The organism is Deltaproteobacteria bacterium, from assembly GCA_005879795.1.
Classification (GTDB): Bacteria; Desulfobacterota; Binatia; order DP-6; family DP-6; genus DP-6.
In genome coordinates this window covers 1-15,894 of sequence record VBKJ01000102.1, presented here as the reverse complement: position 1 = coordinate 15,894, position 15,894 = coordinate 1, and the positions used below count along the sequence as shown (strand labels likewise).

The following is a 15,894-nucleotide window of genomic DNA, read 5'->3' as shown; positions in this document are numbered from 1 at the left end:
CGTCTTCCACCAGGCGGCGCTGCGCTCCGTGCCGCGCTCGGTCGACGACCCGCTCGGCTCGAACCAGGTGAACGTGACCGGGACGCTCGTCCTCCTCCTCGCCTGCCGCGACGCGGGCGTGCGGCGCGTGGTGTATGCGTCGTCGTCCTCCGTCTACGGCGACGACCCGGTACTTCCCAAGGTCGAGACGCTCCCCACCCGGCCCGTCTCGCCCTACGCGGTCTCCAAGCTGGCGGCGGAGCACTACTGCCAGACCTTCGCGCGCCTCTACGGGCTCGAGACGGTGAGCCTCCGCTACTTCAACGTCTTCGGGCCACGGCAGAACCCGGAGTCGAAGTACTCGGCCGTGATCCCGCGCTTCCTCGCCCAGGCGCTCGCGGGCGAGCCGCTCGAGGTGCACGGCGACGGCGAGCAGTCGCGCGACTTCACCTACATCGACAACGTGGTCGAGGGGAACCTGCGCGCGATGGCGACGCCGGGGGTCTCGGGCGAGGTCTTCAACATCGCCTGCGGCACGCGCTACTCGCTCCTCGCCATCGCCGACGCGATCGCCGACTTCCTCGGCCGCCGCCTGCCGCGCGCCCACACCGCGCCGCGCGCGGGCGACGTGCGCCACACGCTCGCCGAGATCGCGAAGGCGGAGCGGCTGCTCGGCTATCGCCCGAAGGTGGACTTCGCGACCGGCATGCGCCGCACCTGCGAGTACTTCGTCACCCGCTTCGGGGAGTCTCGCTAGCTAGGCGTCGGTCCGAGTAGCCACGGTTACTCGGACACCCTCCTCGCCGGAGGTGCGCCCGAGAGCGCGCGCCGGGCGGGCGCCACGAGGGGGAGCTCGACGGTGACGGCGGTGCCTTCGTCGAGCCGGCTCCGGGCGGCGACGCGGCCGCCCAGCGCCTCGGCGAACGAGCGCACGATGTAGAGCCCGAAGCCGGTGCCGCGCTCGGGGCCTCGGCCGGGATGGAACGGCTCGAAGAGGTGGGGCAGGACGTCCGCCGCGATGCCGGGGCCCGCGTCGCGCACGGTGAGCCGGACCGCCTCGTGCTCGGGTGCGAGCGTGACCTCGACCTCCACGGCGCGCCCGCCGCCGTGCTTGAGCGCATTGTCGACCAGGTTCTGGACGATCTCCTTCACCTTGACGCGGTCCGTCCTGAGGCGCGGGAGATCGGGCGGCACGCGGCAGGTGAGCCGGCCCTCGCGCGTGGCGCGCGCGAAGGTGCCGCTCTGGAGCGTCGCGAGCAGCTCGCCGAGCGCGAACTCGTCGCTGCGGATGGGGAGGCTCCCGGTCTCCAGGCGGGCGACGTCGAGGGCGGCGCCGAGCAGGTCGACCAGCTCGAGCGCCTGCCGCTCGAGGGTGGAGCAGATGTCGCGCTGCTCGGCAGCGAGCGGGCCGAGGGCGCCCTCGCCGAGCAGGCCCGCATAGCCGACCAGGGCGTTGAGCGGCGCGCGGAGATCGTGCGCCATGGTGGTGAGCGCGTCGCCCTTCATCCGGGCGATCTGGGCGAGCCGCCCGCACTGCCGGGCGTTGGTGAGCGCCACGCCGGCCAGGCCGGCGAGGGCGCGTCCGAGCTCGAGGCCCCGGTCGGTGAGCGGCGCCGTCGCGGCGGCGACCAGGTGGAGTGCGCCGGTCAGGTCGGGGCCCCGGATGGGCAGCACGACGCTCTGCACGTCCGCATCGTCCAGCACCACCGGGCGGCCCGCGGCGAGCGCCGGCCCGAGCGCCGCGTCGCGCAGCGAGCGGCCTTCGTAGCGCGCGCGGTACTCGGGGCCGAGGCCGTAGGTGGCGAGGAGGGTGTAGCGGCCGTCCTGGAGGACGCCCAGGGCGGCGCCCGCCACGCCGAGGAAGAGAGCGGTGCGCTGCACCAACCGCTCGGGCAGCGTCTCGGGGTCGCCGCCCACCAGGAGCAGGTCGCGCTGCAGCTCGACGAACTGCTCGACCCGGGTTGCATCGAAGGGTGCCATGGCGCCTGGCCGGGCCGCCGCGGCCGGCTCGTTTTCCTGTTGCCTCACGGGTGGGGGCGGATGTAGACCTCCGAGCCGCCGGGCGTCAATACGCGCTCCGAGAAGCTTGCGGGAGGACAATGTCGGTCGACATCGGTCGCGAGGCCGAGGAGTTGGTGCGCTACTACGGCGAGCTGATGCGCAGGCTCGGCCAGAGCGGCGTGCGCGACGTCGCGGACCTGCTCGCGTTGCACGAGCGCCTCGCCCGGGCGCTCGACGCGGTCAGCCGGCAGGAGATCGGCTGGGTCACCGAGCAGGTGCAACGCCTGATCGAGGCCCTCGTGCGCATGGATTCGAACCTCGACGCCCTGCGACGCTTGAAGCGGGCGCTCTCAGCCCTACCCGAGGCCGGCAGCCTGGAGCCTGCGCCGCGGCCGCGGTGATCGTGCGCGGCTGCACGAGCCGTGCAGCGACGTCGGCGGACGCGGCGGGATACGGGCCGGTGTATGGGCATGCGCCTTGCTCCCTTCGGCAGGCGAGCATCATGGTGTGTGAGCCGCCGTATCGCATCGCCTACGTGATCGGCGAGCCCGGCAAGGAGGACGCCGAATACCAGCTCCACGAGCTGCTCCGGCATCTCGACCGACGGCGCTTCGTGCCCCGCGTGTTCGTGCTGGCCGCGGGGAGACGGTGGGTTGAGCCGATCCGGGCCTCGGGCGTCGCGGTGGAGGAGATCCCGCGCCGCGGCCCGGCGGATCTCCAGCGGCTCGCTCGTCTGCGGGCCGCGCTCCGGCGCTGCGCGCCGCACGTCCTGCACACGATCATGTGGTCGGGGAACAGCTACGGGCGGCTCGCGGCGCTCGGGCTCGCCATCCCGGTCGTCATCGCGGCCGAACACTGTGTGATGCCGTATCGCCGCTGGCAGCTGGTCGTGGAGCGCGCGCTCGCCCGCATGACCGACGCCCACCTGGTCAACTGCGAGGCGATCGCCGCCTGGCAGGTCGAGCGCGAGCGGCTGGCGCGCGGGAAGATCGAGGTGATCCCGAACGGGATCGACCTGGGACGGCTGCCGGCGTTCTCGCTCGACCGGCGCGCCGCTCGGCTGGCCGCCGGCCTCGAGCCCAACCGCCGGCTGGTCGCCGGGGTCGGGCGTCTCGAGGCACAGCAGGACTTCCCGACCTTCCTGCGGGCGGCGGCCATGATCGCGGCCCAGTTCCCGGACGTCGACTTCCTGGTGGTCGGGGAGGGCGAGGAGCGCGGAGCGCTGGAGGCCCTCGCCCGGCGCCTCGGGCTCGGCACGCGCGTCGTCTTCACCGGGCTCCGGCACGACGTGCCCCAGCTGCTCGCGGCGGCCGACGTCCTGGCGCTCACCTCGACCTACGAGGGCTTCCCGAACGTGCTGCTCGAGGGGATGGCGGCGGGCGCGGTCCCGGTCGCGACCAGCGTCGGGGGGTGCCGGGAGCTGGTGACGAACGGGGAAACGGGCCTCCTCGCGCCACCCCGCGCGCCCGCCGCCGTTGCGGTGGCGGTGGCTCGGGTGCTGGGCGATCCCGCCCTCGCGCGCCGGCTCGCGACCGCCGCGCGCCGGCGGGTCGAAGGCGCCTTCTCGGTCGAGGTGATGGCCCGGCGGACGATGGACGCCTACCTCCGCCTGCTCCACGCCACCCGCGGTCCTGCGACCGTCGCCGCCGCCTGAGCGGCTCCGCATGGGTGCCGCGTGAGGCAGCGGGTCGGCCCCTTCGCGGTCGCGCGCGTGCGGCGCATCCTGGGGCGCGCGCTCCGGCTGCGCTGCCCGCGTTGCGGGAGATCGCCGCTCTGGGCACGCGCCTTCCGCATGCACGAGCGCTGCGCGGTCTGCGGGCTCCGCTACGAGCGCGAGCAGGGGTACTTCGTCGGCGCCATCTACATCAACTACGCCGTGACGGTCGCCGTGGCGGCGGGGGTCGTGCTTGCGGCCGACGCGCTCGTCGGGCTGACGCTCGCCGAGCAGCTGGTGCTCGGCGTGGCGCTCGCGGCGCTGGTCCCGCTCGCCTTCTTCCGCTATGCCCGGAGCCTGTGGCTGTCGCTCGACTACCTGGTGACGACGGCGGACGAGCGGCGGGAGCGGGCACGGCTCCGCTGACGCTGAGCGGCCCCGCGCTCGAGGTCGCGGACCTGCGCCACCGCTACGGCGAGCGCATCGCCCTGGACGGCGTGTCGCTCTCGGTCGAGGGCGGCGAGCTCTTCGGCCTCCTCGGGCCGAACGGCGGCGGCAAGAGCACGCTCTTCAGGATCCTCTCGACGCTGCTCGTCGCGAGCAGCGGCACCGCGCGCGTGCTCGGGCACGACGTGACGCGCGAGCCGGACCGCGTGCGGCGCCGCCTGGGCGTCGTCTTCCAGCACCCGAGCGTCGACCGCCTGCTCACCGTGGAGGAGAACCTCGTCCACCACGGGCACCTCCACGGGCTCTCCGGCGCGTCCCTCCGCGCCGCCGTCGCGGCGGTGGTGGAGCGCCTCGGCCTCGGCGAGCGCCGGCGCGACCGGGTGGGCACGCTCTCGGGCGGGCTCCAGCGGCGCGCCGAGCTCGCGAAGGCGCTCCTCGTGGGCGCGGAGCTCCTCCTCCTCGACGAGCCGACCAGCGGCCTCGACCCCGCCGCGCGCCGTGAGTTCCTCGCCTTCCTGGCGGAGCTGCGCGCGGCGGAGCGGATTACGGTCGTGCTCACCACCCACGACATGGAGGAGGCGGAGCGTTGCGGGCGGGTCGCGATCCTCGACCGGGGCCGGGTGGTCGCGCTCGGCACGCCGGAAGCCTTGAAGGCCCGGGTGGGCGGCGACGTGCTCGTCGTCGTGGGGCCCGACCCGGCGCGCCTCGCCGAGCGCGTGCGCGAGCGTTTCGGGCTCGCCGGGCGGCTGGTCGACGGGACGCTGCGCCTCGAGCGCGAGCGCGGCCACGAGCTGGTGCGCGACCTGATCGAGGCGTTCCCGGAGGAGGTGCGCGCGGTGAGCTACGGGAAGCCGACGCTCGACGACGTGTTCATCCAGCTCACCGGGCACCGCCTGGCGGAGGCGTGATGCCCGTGACGAGGCACCTCGCGGACAGCACACTGGCCGTCGCCACGCTCTGGCGCCGGGAGGTGATCCGCTTCGTGCGGCAGCGAAGCCGGCTCCTGGGCGCGCTGGTGCAGCCGCTCGTCTTCTGGGCGCTCCTGGGAGGCGGCCTCTCGCCGTCCTTCCGGCCGCCGGGCGCACCGGTGGGCGCGAGCTATCTCGCCTACCTCTACCCGGGCATCCTGGCACTGGTCCTCCTGTTCACCGCGATCTTCGCCACCATCTCGACCGTCGAGGACCGGCACTCGGGCTTCCTCCAGGGCGTGCTGGTGGCGCCCGTGTCGCGCACCGCGATCGTGGTCGGGCAGGCGCTCGGCGGGACGACGCTGGCGGTGGGGCAGGGGCTCGCCTTCCTCGCGCTCGCGCCGCTCGCCGGGCTGCGCGTGGCGCCGCTCGGCGTGCTCGGCGCGCTCGGCGTGATGGTGGTGGTGGCCTTCGGGCTCACGAGCCTGGGGCTGCTGATCGCGTGGCGGATCGAGTCGACGCAGGGGTTCCACACCATCATGAACCTGCTCCTGATCCCGATCTGGCTGCTCTCGGGGGCGTTCTTCCCGCCCGCCGGTGTGCCCGCGCCGCTCGCCTGGCTCATGCGGCTCGACCCGCTCACCTACGGGCTCGCCCTGCTGCGCGCCTGCCTGGATCCCGCGGCGCCCGGGCTGCCGCCGCTGGCGCTCTCGCTCGGCGTGGCGATCGGGTTCGGGGCCGTGGCGTGCGCGGCGGCGGTCGCGACGGCGCGGCGGGCGTCGGTGGCGGCGTAGGGCATGAGAACCCGTGGAGGACCCGGCGGTCGGTCGACGTCCCTGCCCCGGCCGGTGAGCCGCTCGATCTCGACCGTGATACCCGCGATCACTCCGTAGTCGGCCGCCGCGTCGGTGAGGCCGACGGGGACAGCAAGCAGCAGCTCGAGGTACCTGCCGGGCTTCCAGACGAGCTCGGGGATCGCGTAGTAGGTCGTCTCGCTCTCCTCCGTCTCTCCCGCCCCTTCGAAGGTGAGGAACCACCGACGCCAGGGGTAGAGGAGCGCGACATTGTACTTGAATTCGTCCTCCGCCTCCGCCCTCCCCCCGATCCCGCTCCGCCGCCAGGAGAAGCTCAGCTGGCCGTTCACGGGGCCGAGCCAGCGGCTGAGCGTGAAGGTCGGCTCAAGGGAGACGTCGCCCGTGCCGAGATCATTCCGCCGGGAGCCAGTGGGAAGACCGACGGTGAGCCCGAGGTCGAGCCCGAGGGGGCGGGTGCGGAAGTCGAGGACGGCGTAGCGGAACCCGAGGTCCACGTCTTCGAGGCCGTGCACCGCGCCCGCATCCGACGGATCGCGGACGCCGTACGGGACCGCGAGGATCGCCTGCAGGCGGTCGGTGACGCCGTACTCGAGCTGCGCCAGGACGCTCGTGCTTCGCTCGCGCGGAAAGCGGAGATGGCCTGCCCTGAGCGAGGTCTGGAGCTCGTCCTCGTCCTGGGTGACGATCGACTCGGTGACCGCGAGCTCCTCGGGGAGGGTCGCCATCCCCTCCGCGCCGCGCGCCGGTGGCACGAGGAGCAACGCGAGGCCGGCGACGCGCGCCAGGATCGTGGCCAGATATCGCACCGCCTCCTCCTTCGGGTCGCGCCGCAGGCCGGCTCGACCGGCGATAGTCATGGCCCCGAGTCTCGAGGCCGCGGATCGGATCCGTGAAGCGATCACCGTGCCGGCGCAAAGCCGAGGGGGGGGGCAGGACTTCGATGGCGTACTGCGGGTGCGATCATGGCATCTGTGCCCGGAAGGAGCGAGGGGAGAGTTCGGGCGTTGAAGTCCCGTGGCCTACAACCGATACAGCATCACGTAGATCACCACGCCGGTCACCGACACGTAGAGCCAGGTCGGCAGCGTCCAGCGCGCCAGGCGGACGTGACGCGTGAAGCGGGCGCGGAGCGCGTAGCTCAGGGTCACGATGGCGAGGGGCGGGATGAGGGCCGCGAGCACCGTGTGCGTGCCGAGGATCGTCAGGTAGACGGGACGCGTCCAGCCCTGGCCCGGGAAGCGGGTCGTCCCCACCTGGAGGTGGTAGGTGAGGTAGGAGGCGAGGAAGACGACCGAGGTGACGAACGCCGCCACCATGCAGGCGCGATGGAGCCGGACGCGGCGGCGGCGGATGGCGAGAAAGCCCGCGGCGAGGAGGACGGCGCTGGTGGCGTTGAGACATGCGTTCAGCGCCGGGAGGGCGGCGAGCGGGATCACGAGCCCTTCCCGTCGCTGAGGGCGATCGCGTCGCGGGCGAGGCGCGCCACGTCGTCCGGCTGGGTGCCGTGGTAGTAGCCGCGGATCCGCAGCGCGCGATCGACGAGCACGAAGCGGTCGCTGTGCGTGATCGGCGAGGCTGGCGGCCCGTCGTCGGCCCAGGCGACCTTGAAGCCGTCGCGCAGGAGAGCGGCCACGGCCTCGCGCGCCCCGGTCACGAAGAGCCAGCCGTCACCGGCGCCGGCGCGCCGGGCGTAGTCCTCGAGCACCTCCGGCGTGTCGTGCGTCGGGTCGACGCTGAACGACACCAGGCGGACGGGGTCGGCGGCGGGTGCGAGCGCCTTCTGGAGGCCGGCCATGCGCGCGGTGAGCGCGGGGCAGAAGTCCGGGCAGCGGGTGAACACGAAGTCCGCGACCCACACGTGTCCGGTCAGGTCGGCGGCGGAGACCGGCCGGCCCGAGCGCTCGACGAGCGTGAAGGGCGGCACCGCGCCCAGCACGGGGAGGGAGCGGGCGGGGATCGCGAGCCAGACGGCCAGGCCGCTCGCCACCAGTGCTGCGGCCGCGATCAGCGCCGCACGCGCGGCGCGGGGCGCCTCAGTCGTGGGCCTGGGCGGCGGCGGGGATGGCGTGAGTGAGGGCACGCGTGAAGGCCCCCAGGTCGGGTAGGAGCGCGAACACGAGCAGCACGCAGAGGATGGCGGGCGTCAGCGCGATGTAGGCGAGGGTCCGCTTCTCGACCGCGAGGTGCATGAAGAAGAGCGCCACCAGCGCCGCCTTGGTGGCGGCCAGGACGACCAGCATGAGGCCCTTCGCCAGCGGCGAGATCTGCGGGTAGATGACCGCGAGCTCGACCGCGGTCAAGACCACCAGCCAGGCGAACACCTGGAGGTACCGCCGCTGCTCGTGCGCGAGCTGCTCGGGAGTGTGCACCGCCATGGGTCGGACAGCCTCCTAGATCAGATACACGAAGGTGAAGACGAGAATCCAGATCAGGTCGACGAAGTGCCAGTACAGGGCGGCGATCTCCACCTCGTTGTTGTTGTGCGCGCTGTAGATGGGCGTCCCCCCGGCGAGCAGGGTGGCGACCAGGTAGACCAGGCCGGCGCCCGCCGCGGCGGCGATGACGGCGACCAGGCCCGAAACGGTGGCGGAGGTGACCACGATCAGGCCGAGCGTGCAGGCGACGGCGACCGCCGCGGTGACGATCGCGCCCGCCACACCCCGCACCGAGCGCCCGAGGACCGCGCTCAGGTAGGTGACGCCGCCGAACACGTGGCAGCCGTGGAAGCCGGTCAGGATGAAGAAGGTGGCCCCGAAGTTGTTCCTGGCGATCGACTGCCCCTCGTGGAAGATGAGCTTCGTCCACTCGAAGGCCTGGAGCCCTAGGAAGGTCATCCCGCCCATGACGGTGAGCATGAGGAACCGGCGCAGCCCGCGCTGGTCCCCCTGGCGGATGGCGGCCAGGGCCTCGACCATGGTGACGCTGGAGCAGATGAGGAGGAACGTCATGAAGGCCGTCAGCTGGACGCCGAGGATGTCCTTCGGCACCGGCCAGGTCGGGTCGCCGTAGCGGAGCGCGCCGTAGCCGGCGAGCAGCCCGCCGAAGCTCATCGCGTCGGCGGCGAGGAAGACCCACATGCCGAGCTTGCCCCAACTCTCCGGGGTGAGGGGGGACTCGGCGGGCTCGATGCCGAGGCCGTGCTCGGCAACCGCTGCCTGGCTCACGGCGTCTCTCCTTGCTGCCCCGGGACCGTGGCCGGACGGCGCACGAGCCGCGCGGCCCTGGCGAGGTCGATGATGGCGGCCCGGCGACGGCCGGGCGCGCGCCGATGCATGTAGAAGAGGATGCCGGCCGCCGTGAGGACGATGGTGTATGGCGCCGCCATGAGGAAGAGGATGCTCCAGCTGATGGCGCGGCTGGTCGGGTCGTTCGGGCCGAACGAGGCGGCGCACATGGCGCACGATTGCGCGAGCGCCCGGGAGGCGCTGCCGAAGAGCACGAGGGCGGTGGCGGCGAGGTTCCGTCGAACGCGTGTCATGATCGGTAGAGATACACCAGCGGGAAGAGGACGAGCCAGAGCGCGCACACGAAATACCAGTAGATGGCACACATCTCCAGGGCCGCATGGCGGGCGGCGCGGAAGACGCCGCGCGCGGCGAGGACGGCCGTGACCACGAGCCAGAGGACCGCGACCAGCACGTGCACGCCGTGGCAGCCGATCAGGGTGTAGAAGGCGGCGCCGTACATGCTGCTCCCGAGCGTGAGCCCGTGGCGCACGAGACGCAGCCACTCGAGGCCCTGCACGGCGAGGAAGGTCGTGCCGAGGAGCGCGGTCAGCGCGAGCGCGCGGACGAGCGTCCGCCGGTCGTCGCGGCGGACGGCGCCGAGCGCCCGGGTCATGGGGACCGCGCTCGCGAAGAGGACGAGCGTGTTCAGGAACGTCATGCCGAGCGGCAGCCGGGGCAGGTCGGCCGGCGGCCACGGGCGCGAGAGACGGAATACGAGGTACATGCCGATCAGCCCCGCGAACAGCATCGACTCGCCCGCGATGACGACGATCATGGCGATGCGCGTGTTGCTGACCGGCGGCGCCGCGGTCGTGGCAGCTGGCGGCGCGATCCGTCGCGGCATGGCGAGGGTCCCGGCGTCCATCGTCACGAGGCGAGCTTGTCGAGCGCCATCACGCCGAGCAGGACGGGCAGGTAGACGAGCGACGCGAAGAGGAGGCGGCGGGCATCGGCGGCGGAGCCGCTGCGCGCGAGCCCGATCGCGCTCCACAGGAAGCCAAGCCCGAGCAGGAGCGCGACCAGGAAGTACACCGGGCCGGCGAGCCCGACCAGCGTCGGCAGGAGGGCCACCGGGAGGAGCGCCAGGCAGTTGGTCACCACCTGCACGCCGGTGCTGGCGCCGTCGCGGTCGACGACCGGGAGCACGCGGATGCCGGCGCGCGCGTAGTCGTCGCGGTACATGCGGCCGATCGCGAGCGAGTGGGGGATCTGCCAGAGGAACATGATCGCGAACAGGATCCACGGCTCGGCGCCGAGCGTCCCGCGCGCGGCGGCCCAGCCCGCGACCGGGGGCAGCGCGCCCGGCACGGCGCCCACGAGCGAGCAGAGCGAGGTGACCGGCTTGAGCGGCGTGTAGAGGAGGAGATAGGTGGCGGCGATGCCGGCGGTGACGAGCGTCGCGGCGGCGTTCGTGGTGCCGGCCAGGACGAGGAGCCCGGCCGTGAGGAGGACGAGACCCACGCCGAGCGCCTCCGCGGCGTGCAGGCGGCCCTCGGGGAGCGGGCGATGGCGCGTGCGCTCCATGCGCGCGTCGAGGTCGCGCTCCAGGTACTGGTTGAGCGCGAGCGTGCCGGCCGCGGCGAGCGCCGTGCCCGCGAGCGTGTGGAGGAGCGGCACGAGGCGCGGGGTTCCCGCCGAACCCAGGTAGTAGCCGGCGGCCGTCGTCACCAGCACCATGGCGACCACCCGCGGCTTGGTGAGCGTTAGATAGTCGGCGAGCCGGCGGCGCACGATCACGCCCGGCCAGAGGGCGACCGCGGGGGTCATGCGAGCGCCTGCCTCCGCACCCGCAGCGGCGCGGCCTCCGTCCGACCCGGCGCGGCCACACGCCCGGCGCGCAGCGCGAGCACCAGGCAGGTGGCGAGGAGCGCCGCGCCCACGACGAGGTGCGTGGTGGTGGGGAGGATGGCGCGCCCGGACCAGATGACGAGCGCCCCGAGCGTCAGCTGGACGAGGACGAGGCCCGCGGCGAGGAGCGCCGGACGGCGGAGCCACGGCCCGGCCGCCTGGTCCCGGAAGACGGCGCCGGCCGTCACCGCGACCGCGCCCGCGACCACGAGGGCGCCCACGCGGTGGGCGAAGTGGACCGTGATGTAGGGCGTCGCGAGCGGCGGCACGAGGCGCCCGAAGGCGAGCGGGAAGTCGGGGATGGCGAGCCCGGCGCCCATGTGACGCATGAGCGCGCCCAGGACGAGCTGCGCGAAGACGAGGCCCGTGGTGAGGGCGGCCAGGCGCGTGAGCCGGGGTGACACGTCCCGCGGCCGCGCGGCTGTCCACCCAGCGCCGGTGACGAGCGCGAGCGTCACGGTCAGGCAGAAGAAGGCCTGCGCGAGGCAGGCGTGCGTCACCGACACCGCGAGCGGCAGCTTGTAGAGCACGGTGACGCCGCCCAGCACGCCCTGGAGGACGACGGCGAGGAGGGCGAGGAGGCCGAGCGCCCGCACGGCGGGCCGCGGCTCACCCGCCACCGTCCACAGCGCGAGGACGACCGTCAGGCACCCGACCAGCGCGGCGGCGAGCCGGTGGCCGTGCTCGAAGAGGACGCCGCCCCGCATGGGCGGCAGCACCATGCCGAAGGAGAGCGGCCAGTCCGGCACCGCGAGTCCCGAGCCCGTCGAGGTGACGAGCCCGCCCACGAAGAGCAGCGCGAAGGTCGCCCCCGCCGTCAGCACGGCGAAGCGGTGGAGGCCCGTCGTGCGGCGCTCCGCCATCCGCTCAGTGGGCTGCGGCGGCGGCCGTCTGCGGCTCGAGCCGGCGGGCCTGCGGGAGGTAGTCCTCGGCGACCAGCGGCGAGCTGTATTCGTAGGGGCCGCGGTACACGGTGGGGAGGGGGCCCGGGAAGTTGCCGTGCGGCGGCGGCGACGGGGCCTCCCACTCGAGCGTGTTCGCGTGCCACGGGTTCTTCTCCGCCCGCTTGCCCGCGAACATGCTCCAGAAGAAGTTGACGATGAGGATCAGCTGGCCCGCGCCGAGGATGAGCGCGCCGTAGGTGATGAACGTGTTCATCGGCTGGAACGGCTTCAGGAAGTCGTACTGCGTCGGGTCGTAGATGCGGCGCATGTGGCCGCCGACGCCGAGGATGTGCATCGGGAGGAAGGTCCAGTTGAAGCCGATGAAGGTGAACGCGAAATGGATCTTGCCGAGCGTCTCGTTCATCATGCGGCCGAACATCTTCGGGAACCAGTAGTAGATCGCGGCGAAGGCACCGAAGATGCTGCCCCCGAAGACGACGTAATGGATGTGGGCCACGATGAAGTAGGTGTCGTGGATGTAGATGTCGACCGGCGTGGACGCCATGAAGACGCCGGACAGCCCGCCGATCACGAACATCGACACGAAGGCGATCGCGTTCAGCATGGGCGTGGTCAAAAGGATGTTCCCGCCCCAGAGCGTGCCGAGCCAGTTGAACGTCTTGATGGCCGAGGGCACGGCGATCACCATCGTCGAGAGCATGAAGCTGGTGCCGAGGGCGGGGCTCATGCCGCTCTGGAACATGTGGTGTCCCCACACGATCCAGGAGAGGCCCGCGATGCCGATCATCGAGAACGCCATGGCGTGGTAGCCGAAGATCGGCTTGCGCGCGAAGACCGAGAGCACGTCGGACGCGACGCCCATGGCGGGCACGATCAGGATGTAGACCTCGGGGTGGCCGAAGAACCAGAAGAGGTGCTGCCAGAGGAGGGGCTCGCCGCCCCCGCTGGGCGCGAAAAAGTGGGTCCCGGCCATGCGATCGAAGAGGAGCATGCCGAGCGCCGAGGTGAGCACCGGCAGCGAGAGGAGGAGGAGGATCGCGGTGATGAAGAGCGACCAGATGACGAGCGGCAGGCGGAACCAGGTCATGCCGGGCGCGCGCATATTGATGATGGTGGTGATGTAGTTGATCGAGCCCATGAGCGAGGAGATGCCGAGCACGATCAGGCTGATGCACCAGAGGTGCTGCCCCCAGGTGACGCCGGTGTAGACCGGCACCGCGGAGAGCGGCGCGTACGAGGTCCAGCCCGCGGCCGCCGGCCCGCCCTCGACGAAGAAGCTCGCGAACATGAGGACGGCCGAGGTGAGGCCCACCCAGAAGGAGAGCATGTTGAGCACCGGGAAGGCCATGTCGCGCGCGCCGATCATGAGCGGGATCAGGAAGTTGCCGAAGCACCCGACCAGGATCGGCATGACCGCGAAGAAGATCATGATGGTCGCGTGCATGGTGAAGAAGGCGTTGTAGCCGGCCGGCGTGATGTTGCCGCCGGGGAGGAGCGGGTTGTCCATCGACACCCACCCGAAGCCGGGCACCGGGCCGCCGGTCGGGCCGTTCGCCGGCCAGGCGAGCTCCCAGCGGACGAGGAGGGCGAGGATGCCGCCCATCATGAGGCCGAGGAGCCCGAGGGTCAGGAACTGCTTGCCGATCATCTTGTGGTCGGTGGAGAAGATGTACTGGCGGATGAAGCCGACCTCGTGGGGGACGGCGGCGTGGCGCGCTTCGACGTGGGTGATCGCTTCGCTCATGACGTGTCGTTCCTCAGTTGCCCAGCGCGGGCGCCGTGAGCAGCGGGCCCACCTTGTTCTCACGCGCCCAGGCCTCGTACTCCTCGGGCGTCTGCACGTAGAGCCAGCCCCGCATCCCGGAGTGGCCGAAGCCGCAGAGCTCGGCGCAGGGGATCTCGTACTTGCCCGTCCGGATGATCTTGAACCAGGTGGGGATCGAGTGCCCGGGCACCGCGTCCTGCTTGAAGCGGGCGCTCGGGATGAAGAAGCTGTGGATCACGTCGCGCGACTTGAGCAGCACCCGGATCGTCTTGTTGACGGGGACGTGGACGTCGTTGTCCATGACGACGTCGTCGTCGGTGTCGAACTTGCCGTCCGGGCCCGGGTAGGCGACCTCCCAGTTGAACTGCTTGGCGGTCACCTGGATCACCATGTCCGAGGGCGGGATGCGCTGCTTGATGTCGGCCCAGGTCTTGCGGCTGACGAAGGCGAGGATCACGAGCAGGATGGCGGGCGCGATGGTCCACGCGATCTCGAGCGAGGTGTTGCCGTGCGTGTAGGTGGCCCGGCGTCCGTCCCGGTGGCGGTAGAGGACGATGAAGACGAGGAGCGCGATCTGCACCACGAAGAAGGTCGCCCCCGTCACGTAGTAGATGACGTAGAAGAGCCGGTCGATGTCCGGCCCGTACGTCGACACGTTCTCCGGTAACCACCTGAGCATCGGGGCCTGCCTTTGGCGAGGGGTCGTCGGCGGCTGAATCCCGCGACTGATTTTGCGGCTCTTAGCGCGAAGGGCCCGATCGACGCAAGCGGCCCTCCCGTGCGGACCTTCGGTTTGACACACACGCCCGCGCGCTGTACCGAACGAACGTGGGCGCGCTCCACCAGTTTCTCGACATCCTCTTCAAGCCCGACAACATCCCGATCGCGGGGATGCTCGTCCTGGTGCTCTTCTTCACCTGGGTCGGGTTGCGCCAGGCGCTGCGCAACGACCGCCTGATCGAGCAGGGCCGCGCCGACGAGATCCTGAGGGAGATGCAGGAGTAGCGCGTGCCCTTCACCATCGTCGCAGAGAACTGCACCGGCTGCACCGCGTGCGAGAAGCGCTGCCCCACCCGCGCCATCTCGGGCGAGCTCAAGAAGGCCTTTCTGATCGAGCCCGGGCTCTGCATCGACTGCGGCGCATGCGGGGTCATCTGCCCCGACGAGGCCATCCTCGACACCTGGGGCAACGTGACCAAGGTGCTCAAGCGCCAGGAGCGGCCGATCGCGGTCGTCCATCCCGACAACTGCAACGGCTGCGGGGTGTGCATCGACGTCTGCCCCTTCGACTGCATCTACCCCTCGGACGAGAACCGGGCGCAGTACCTGGGTAAGGTCGAGGTCAACGAGAAGACCTGCGTCGGTTGCAAGCTGTGCGAGGAAGTGTGCGGCTGGGAGGGCATCTACATCATGCCCGGCAGGGAGAAGGGCGCCTTCCTCGAGTCGCTCGGCTACGAGGCGGACGAAGCCGCCACCTGAGCGTGGGCGACGAGCGCATGCTCGACGCGGCGGCGAAGGACCACTGGGCGCAGAACGGGTGGCTCCGGCTGCACGGCTTCCTCGGCGCGAACGAGGTGCGGGACCTCCGGCGCTGGACCGACGAGATCGCCGCCTGGCCGGAGGTGCCCGGCCGGTGGATGCGTTACTACGAGCGGCGCGAGGGCGATCCCGGCGCACGGATGCTCGCGCGCATCGAGAACTTCGTCCCCTACCACGAGGGTCTGGCCGCGCTGGTCACCAGTCCACGGCTCGTGGGACTCCTCGCCCGGCTGTGCGGTGAGCCCGTCGTCCTCTTCAAGGACAAGATCAACTTCAAGCTGCCGGGCGGCGCCGGCTTCGCGCCGCACCAGGACGCGCCCGCCTACGTCGACTTCGGCGTGGAGCACCACCTGACGGTCATGATCCCGGTCGACCCCTTCACGCGCGAGAACGGCTGCCTCGAGATGGCGCGCGGGGCGTGCGCGCGCGTCTTTCTGCCCCAGAACCCCGACGGCACCGTGCGCGCCGAGACCATGGCAGGGCTCACCCTCGAGGCGCTCCTCGCCGAGCCGAGCGACCTGATCGTCTTCGACGCCTGGGTGCCGCACCAGTCGGGGCCGAACCGCAGCGCGGGCCCGCGCCGCTCCTACTACCTGACCTTCAACCCCGCCTCCGCGGGCGATCGGCGCGGGGCGTACTACGCGCGCAAGCGCGAGTGCTTCCCGCCCGAGTACGAGCGCCAGCCCGGCGTCGACTACGCGGCGCGCGGCCGGCAGTTCAACCTGGGGAACCCGTTCGACTAGGAGGCCGGACGGACTCCTAGACGGGTTGACTCGGCCCCCCGCGCGGCGTGCTACAAGGTGGCG

Annotated in this window: 17 protein-coding genes; 7 read left to right on the top strand and 10 right to left on the bottom strand. The window is 71.9% G+C overall.

Going from position 1 to position 15,894, the window contains the following annotated elements:
* Positions 1–736, top strand: a 736-nt coding sequence (locus E6J59_05275) for an NAD-dependent epimerase/dehydratase family protein (protein ID TMB21678.1), incomplete at its 5' end; no start/stop codon positions are given.
* Positions 737–762: 26 nt separating this feature from the next.
* Here the strand turns inward: E6J59_05275 and E6J59_05270 are convergent.
* A complete protein-coding gene (locus E6J59_05270; GenBank protein ID TMB21677.1) occupies positions 763–1,959 on the bottom strand; it encodes a HAMP domain-containing histidine kinase in 1,197 nt (398 codons plus the stop codon).
* On the opposite strand from E6J59_05270, the gene E6J59_05265 reads away from it, so the two are divergent.
* Genes E6J59_05265 through E6J59_05250 form a run of 4 tightly spaced genes read left to right on the top strand, consistent with a single transcriptional unit; the run spans position 1,958 to position 5,783 of the window.
* Positions 1,958–3,634: a glycosyltransferase gene (locus E6J59_05265; GenBank protein TMB21676.1), complete on the top strand. Its 1,677-nt coding sequence runs from the start codon at positions 1,958–1,960 to the stop codon at positions 3,632–3,634. The two genes, E6J59_05270 and E6J59_05265, sit on opposite strands and share 2 nt — an antisense overlap.
* A gap of 21 nt (positions 3,635–3,655) precedes the next feature.
* Positions 3,656–4,060 (top strand): DUF983 domain-containing protein, encoded by a 405-nt coding sequence (locus tag E6J59_05260; GenBank protein ID TMB21675.1) that lies wholly within the window; start codon positions 3,656–3,658, stop codon positions 4,058–4,060.
* Positions 4,057–4,989: an ATP-binding cassette domain-containing protein gene (locus tag E6J59_05255; protein ID TMB21680.1), complete on the top strand. Its 933-nt coding sequence runs from the start codon at positions 4,057–4,059 to the stop codon at positions 4,987–4,989. The genes E6J59_05260 and E6J59_05255 overlap by 4 nt, the downstream gene beginning before the upstream one ends.
* Positions 4,989–5,783 carry a multidrug ABC transporter permease gene (locus E6J59_05250; GenBank protein TMB21674.1) on the top strand — a complete coding sequence of 265 codons (795 nt, stop codon included), beginning with the start codon at positions 4,989–4,991 and terminating at the stop codon, positions 5,781–5,783. The genes E6J59_05255 and E6J59_05250 overlap by 1 nt, the downstream gene beginning before the upstream one ends.
* A 1,040-nt stretch (positions 5,784–6,823) precedes the next feature.
* On the opposite strand, the gene E6J59_05245 is transcribed toward E6J59_05250, so the two are convergent.
* The 9 genes from E6J59_05245 to coxB are packed head-to-tail and all read right to left on the bottom strand — an operon-like array spanning position 6,824 to position 14,228.
* On the bottom strand, positions 6,824–7,237 hold the full coding sequence (locus tag E6J59_05245) for a DUF420 domain-containing protein (GenBank protein ID TMB21679.1): 414 nt from the start codon (positions 7,235–7,237) through the stop codon (positions 6,824–6,826).
* On the bottom strand, positions 7,237–7,884 hold the full coding sequence (locus E6J59_05240; GenBank protein ID TMB21673.1) for an SCO family protein: 648 nt from the start codon (positions 7,882–7,884) through the stop codon (positions 7,237–7,239). Before E6J59_05240 ends, E6J59_05245 begins: the two co-directional genes overlap by 1 nt.
* A complete protein-coding gene (locus tag E6J59_05235) occupies positions 7,838–8,179 on the bottom strand; it encodes a hypothetical protein (GenBank protein ID TMB21672.1) in 342 nt (113 codons plus the stop codon). Before E6J59_05235 ends, E6J59_05240 begins: the two co-directional genes overlap by 47 nt.
* A gap of 15 nt (positions 8,180–8,194) precedes the next feature.
* Positions 8,195–9,370: a hypothetical protein gene (locus tag E6J59_05230; GenBank protein TMB21671.1), complete on the bottom strand. Its 1,176-nt coding sequence runs from the start codon at positions 9,368–9,370 to the stop codon at positions 8,195–8,197.
* The gene (locus E6J59_05225; GenBank protein TMB21670.1) at positions 9,279–9,896 is read right to left on the bottom strand and encodes a heme-copper oxidase subunit III; all 618 of its coding nucleotides are present in this window, start codon (positions 9,894–9,896) and stop codon (positions 9,279–9,281) included. The genes E6J59_05230 and E6J59_05225 overlap by 92 nt, the downstream gene beginning before the upstream one ends.
* A gap of 2 nt (positions 9,897–9,898) precedes the next feature.
* Positions 9,899–10,798, bottom strand: coding sequence for a protoheme IX farnesyltransferase (gene cyoE, locus E6J59_05220; protein ID TMB21669.1), 900 nt, complete (start codon positions 10,796–10,798; stop codon positions 9,899–9,901).
* Positions 10,795–11,742, bottom strand: a complete 948-nt coding sequence (locus E6J59_05215) for a hypothetical protein (protein TMB21668.1) — start codon at positions 11,740–11,742, stop codon at positions 10,795–10,797. Before E6J59_05215 ends, cyoE begins: the two co-directional genes overlap by 4 nt.
* Before the next feature lie 4 nt (positions 11,743–11,746).
* Positions 11,747–13,528: a cytochrome c oxidase subunit I gene (locus tag E6J59_05210; protein ID TMB21667.1), complete on the bottom strand. Its 1,782-nt coding sequence runs from the start codon at positions 13,526–13,528 to the stop codon at positions 11,747–11,749.
* 13 nt (positions 13,529–13,541) lie between these two features.
* The gene (gene coxB, locus E6J59_05205) at positions 13,542–14,228 is read right to left on the bottom strand and encodes a cytochrome c oxidase subunit II (protein TMB21666.1); all 687 of its coding nucleotides are present in this window, start codon (positions 14,226–14,228) and stop codon (positions 13,542–13,544) included.
* A 329-nt stretch (positions 14,229–14,557) separates the two neighbouring features.
* Here coxB and E6J59_05200 point away from each other — a divergent pair, with 329 nt between their 5' ends.
* Entirely contained in the window at positions 14,558–15,028 is a 471-nt protein-coding gene (locus E6J59_05200; protein TMB21665.1) for a 4Fe-4S dicluster domain-containing protein, read from the top strand.
* A gap of 2 nt (positions 15,029–15,030) precedes the next feature.
* Positions 15,031–15,831: a phytanoyl-CoA dioxygenase family protein gene (locus E6J59_05195; GenBank protein ID TMB21664.1), complete on the top strand. Its 801-nt coding sequence runs from the start codon at positions 15,031–15,033 to the stop codon at positions 15,829–15,831.
* The last annotated feature ends 63 nt before the right edge of the window (positions 15,832–15,894 follow it).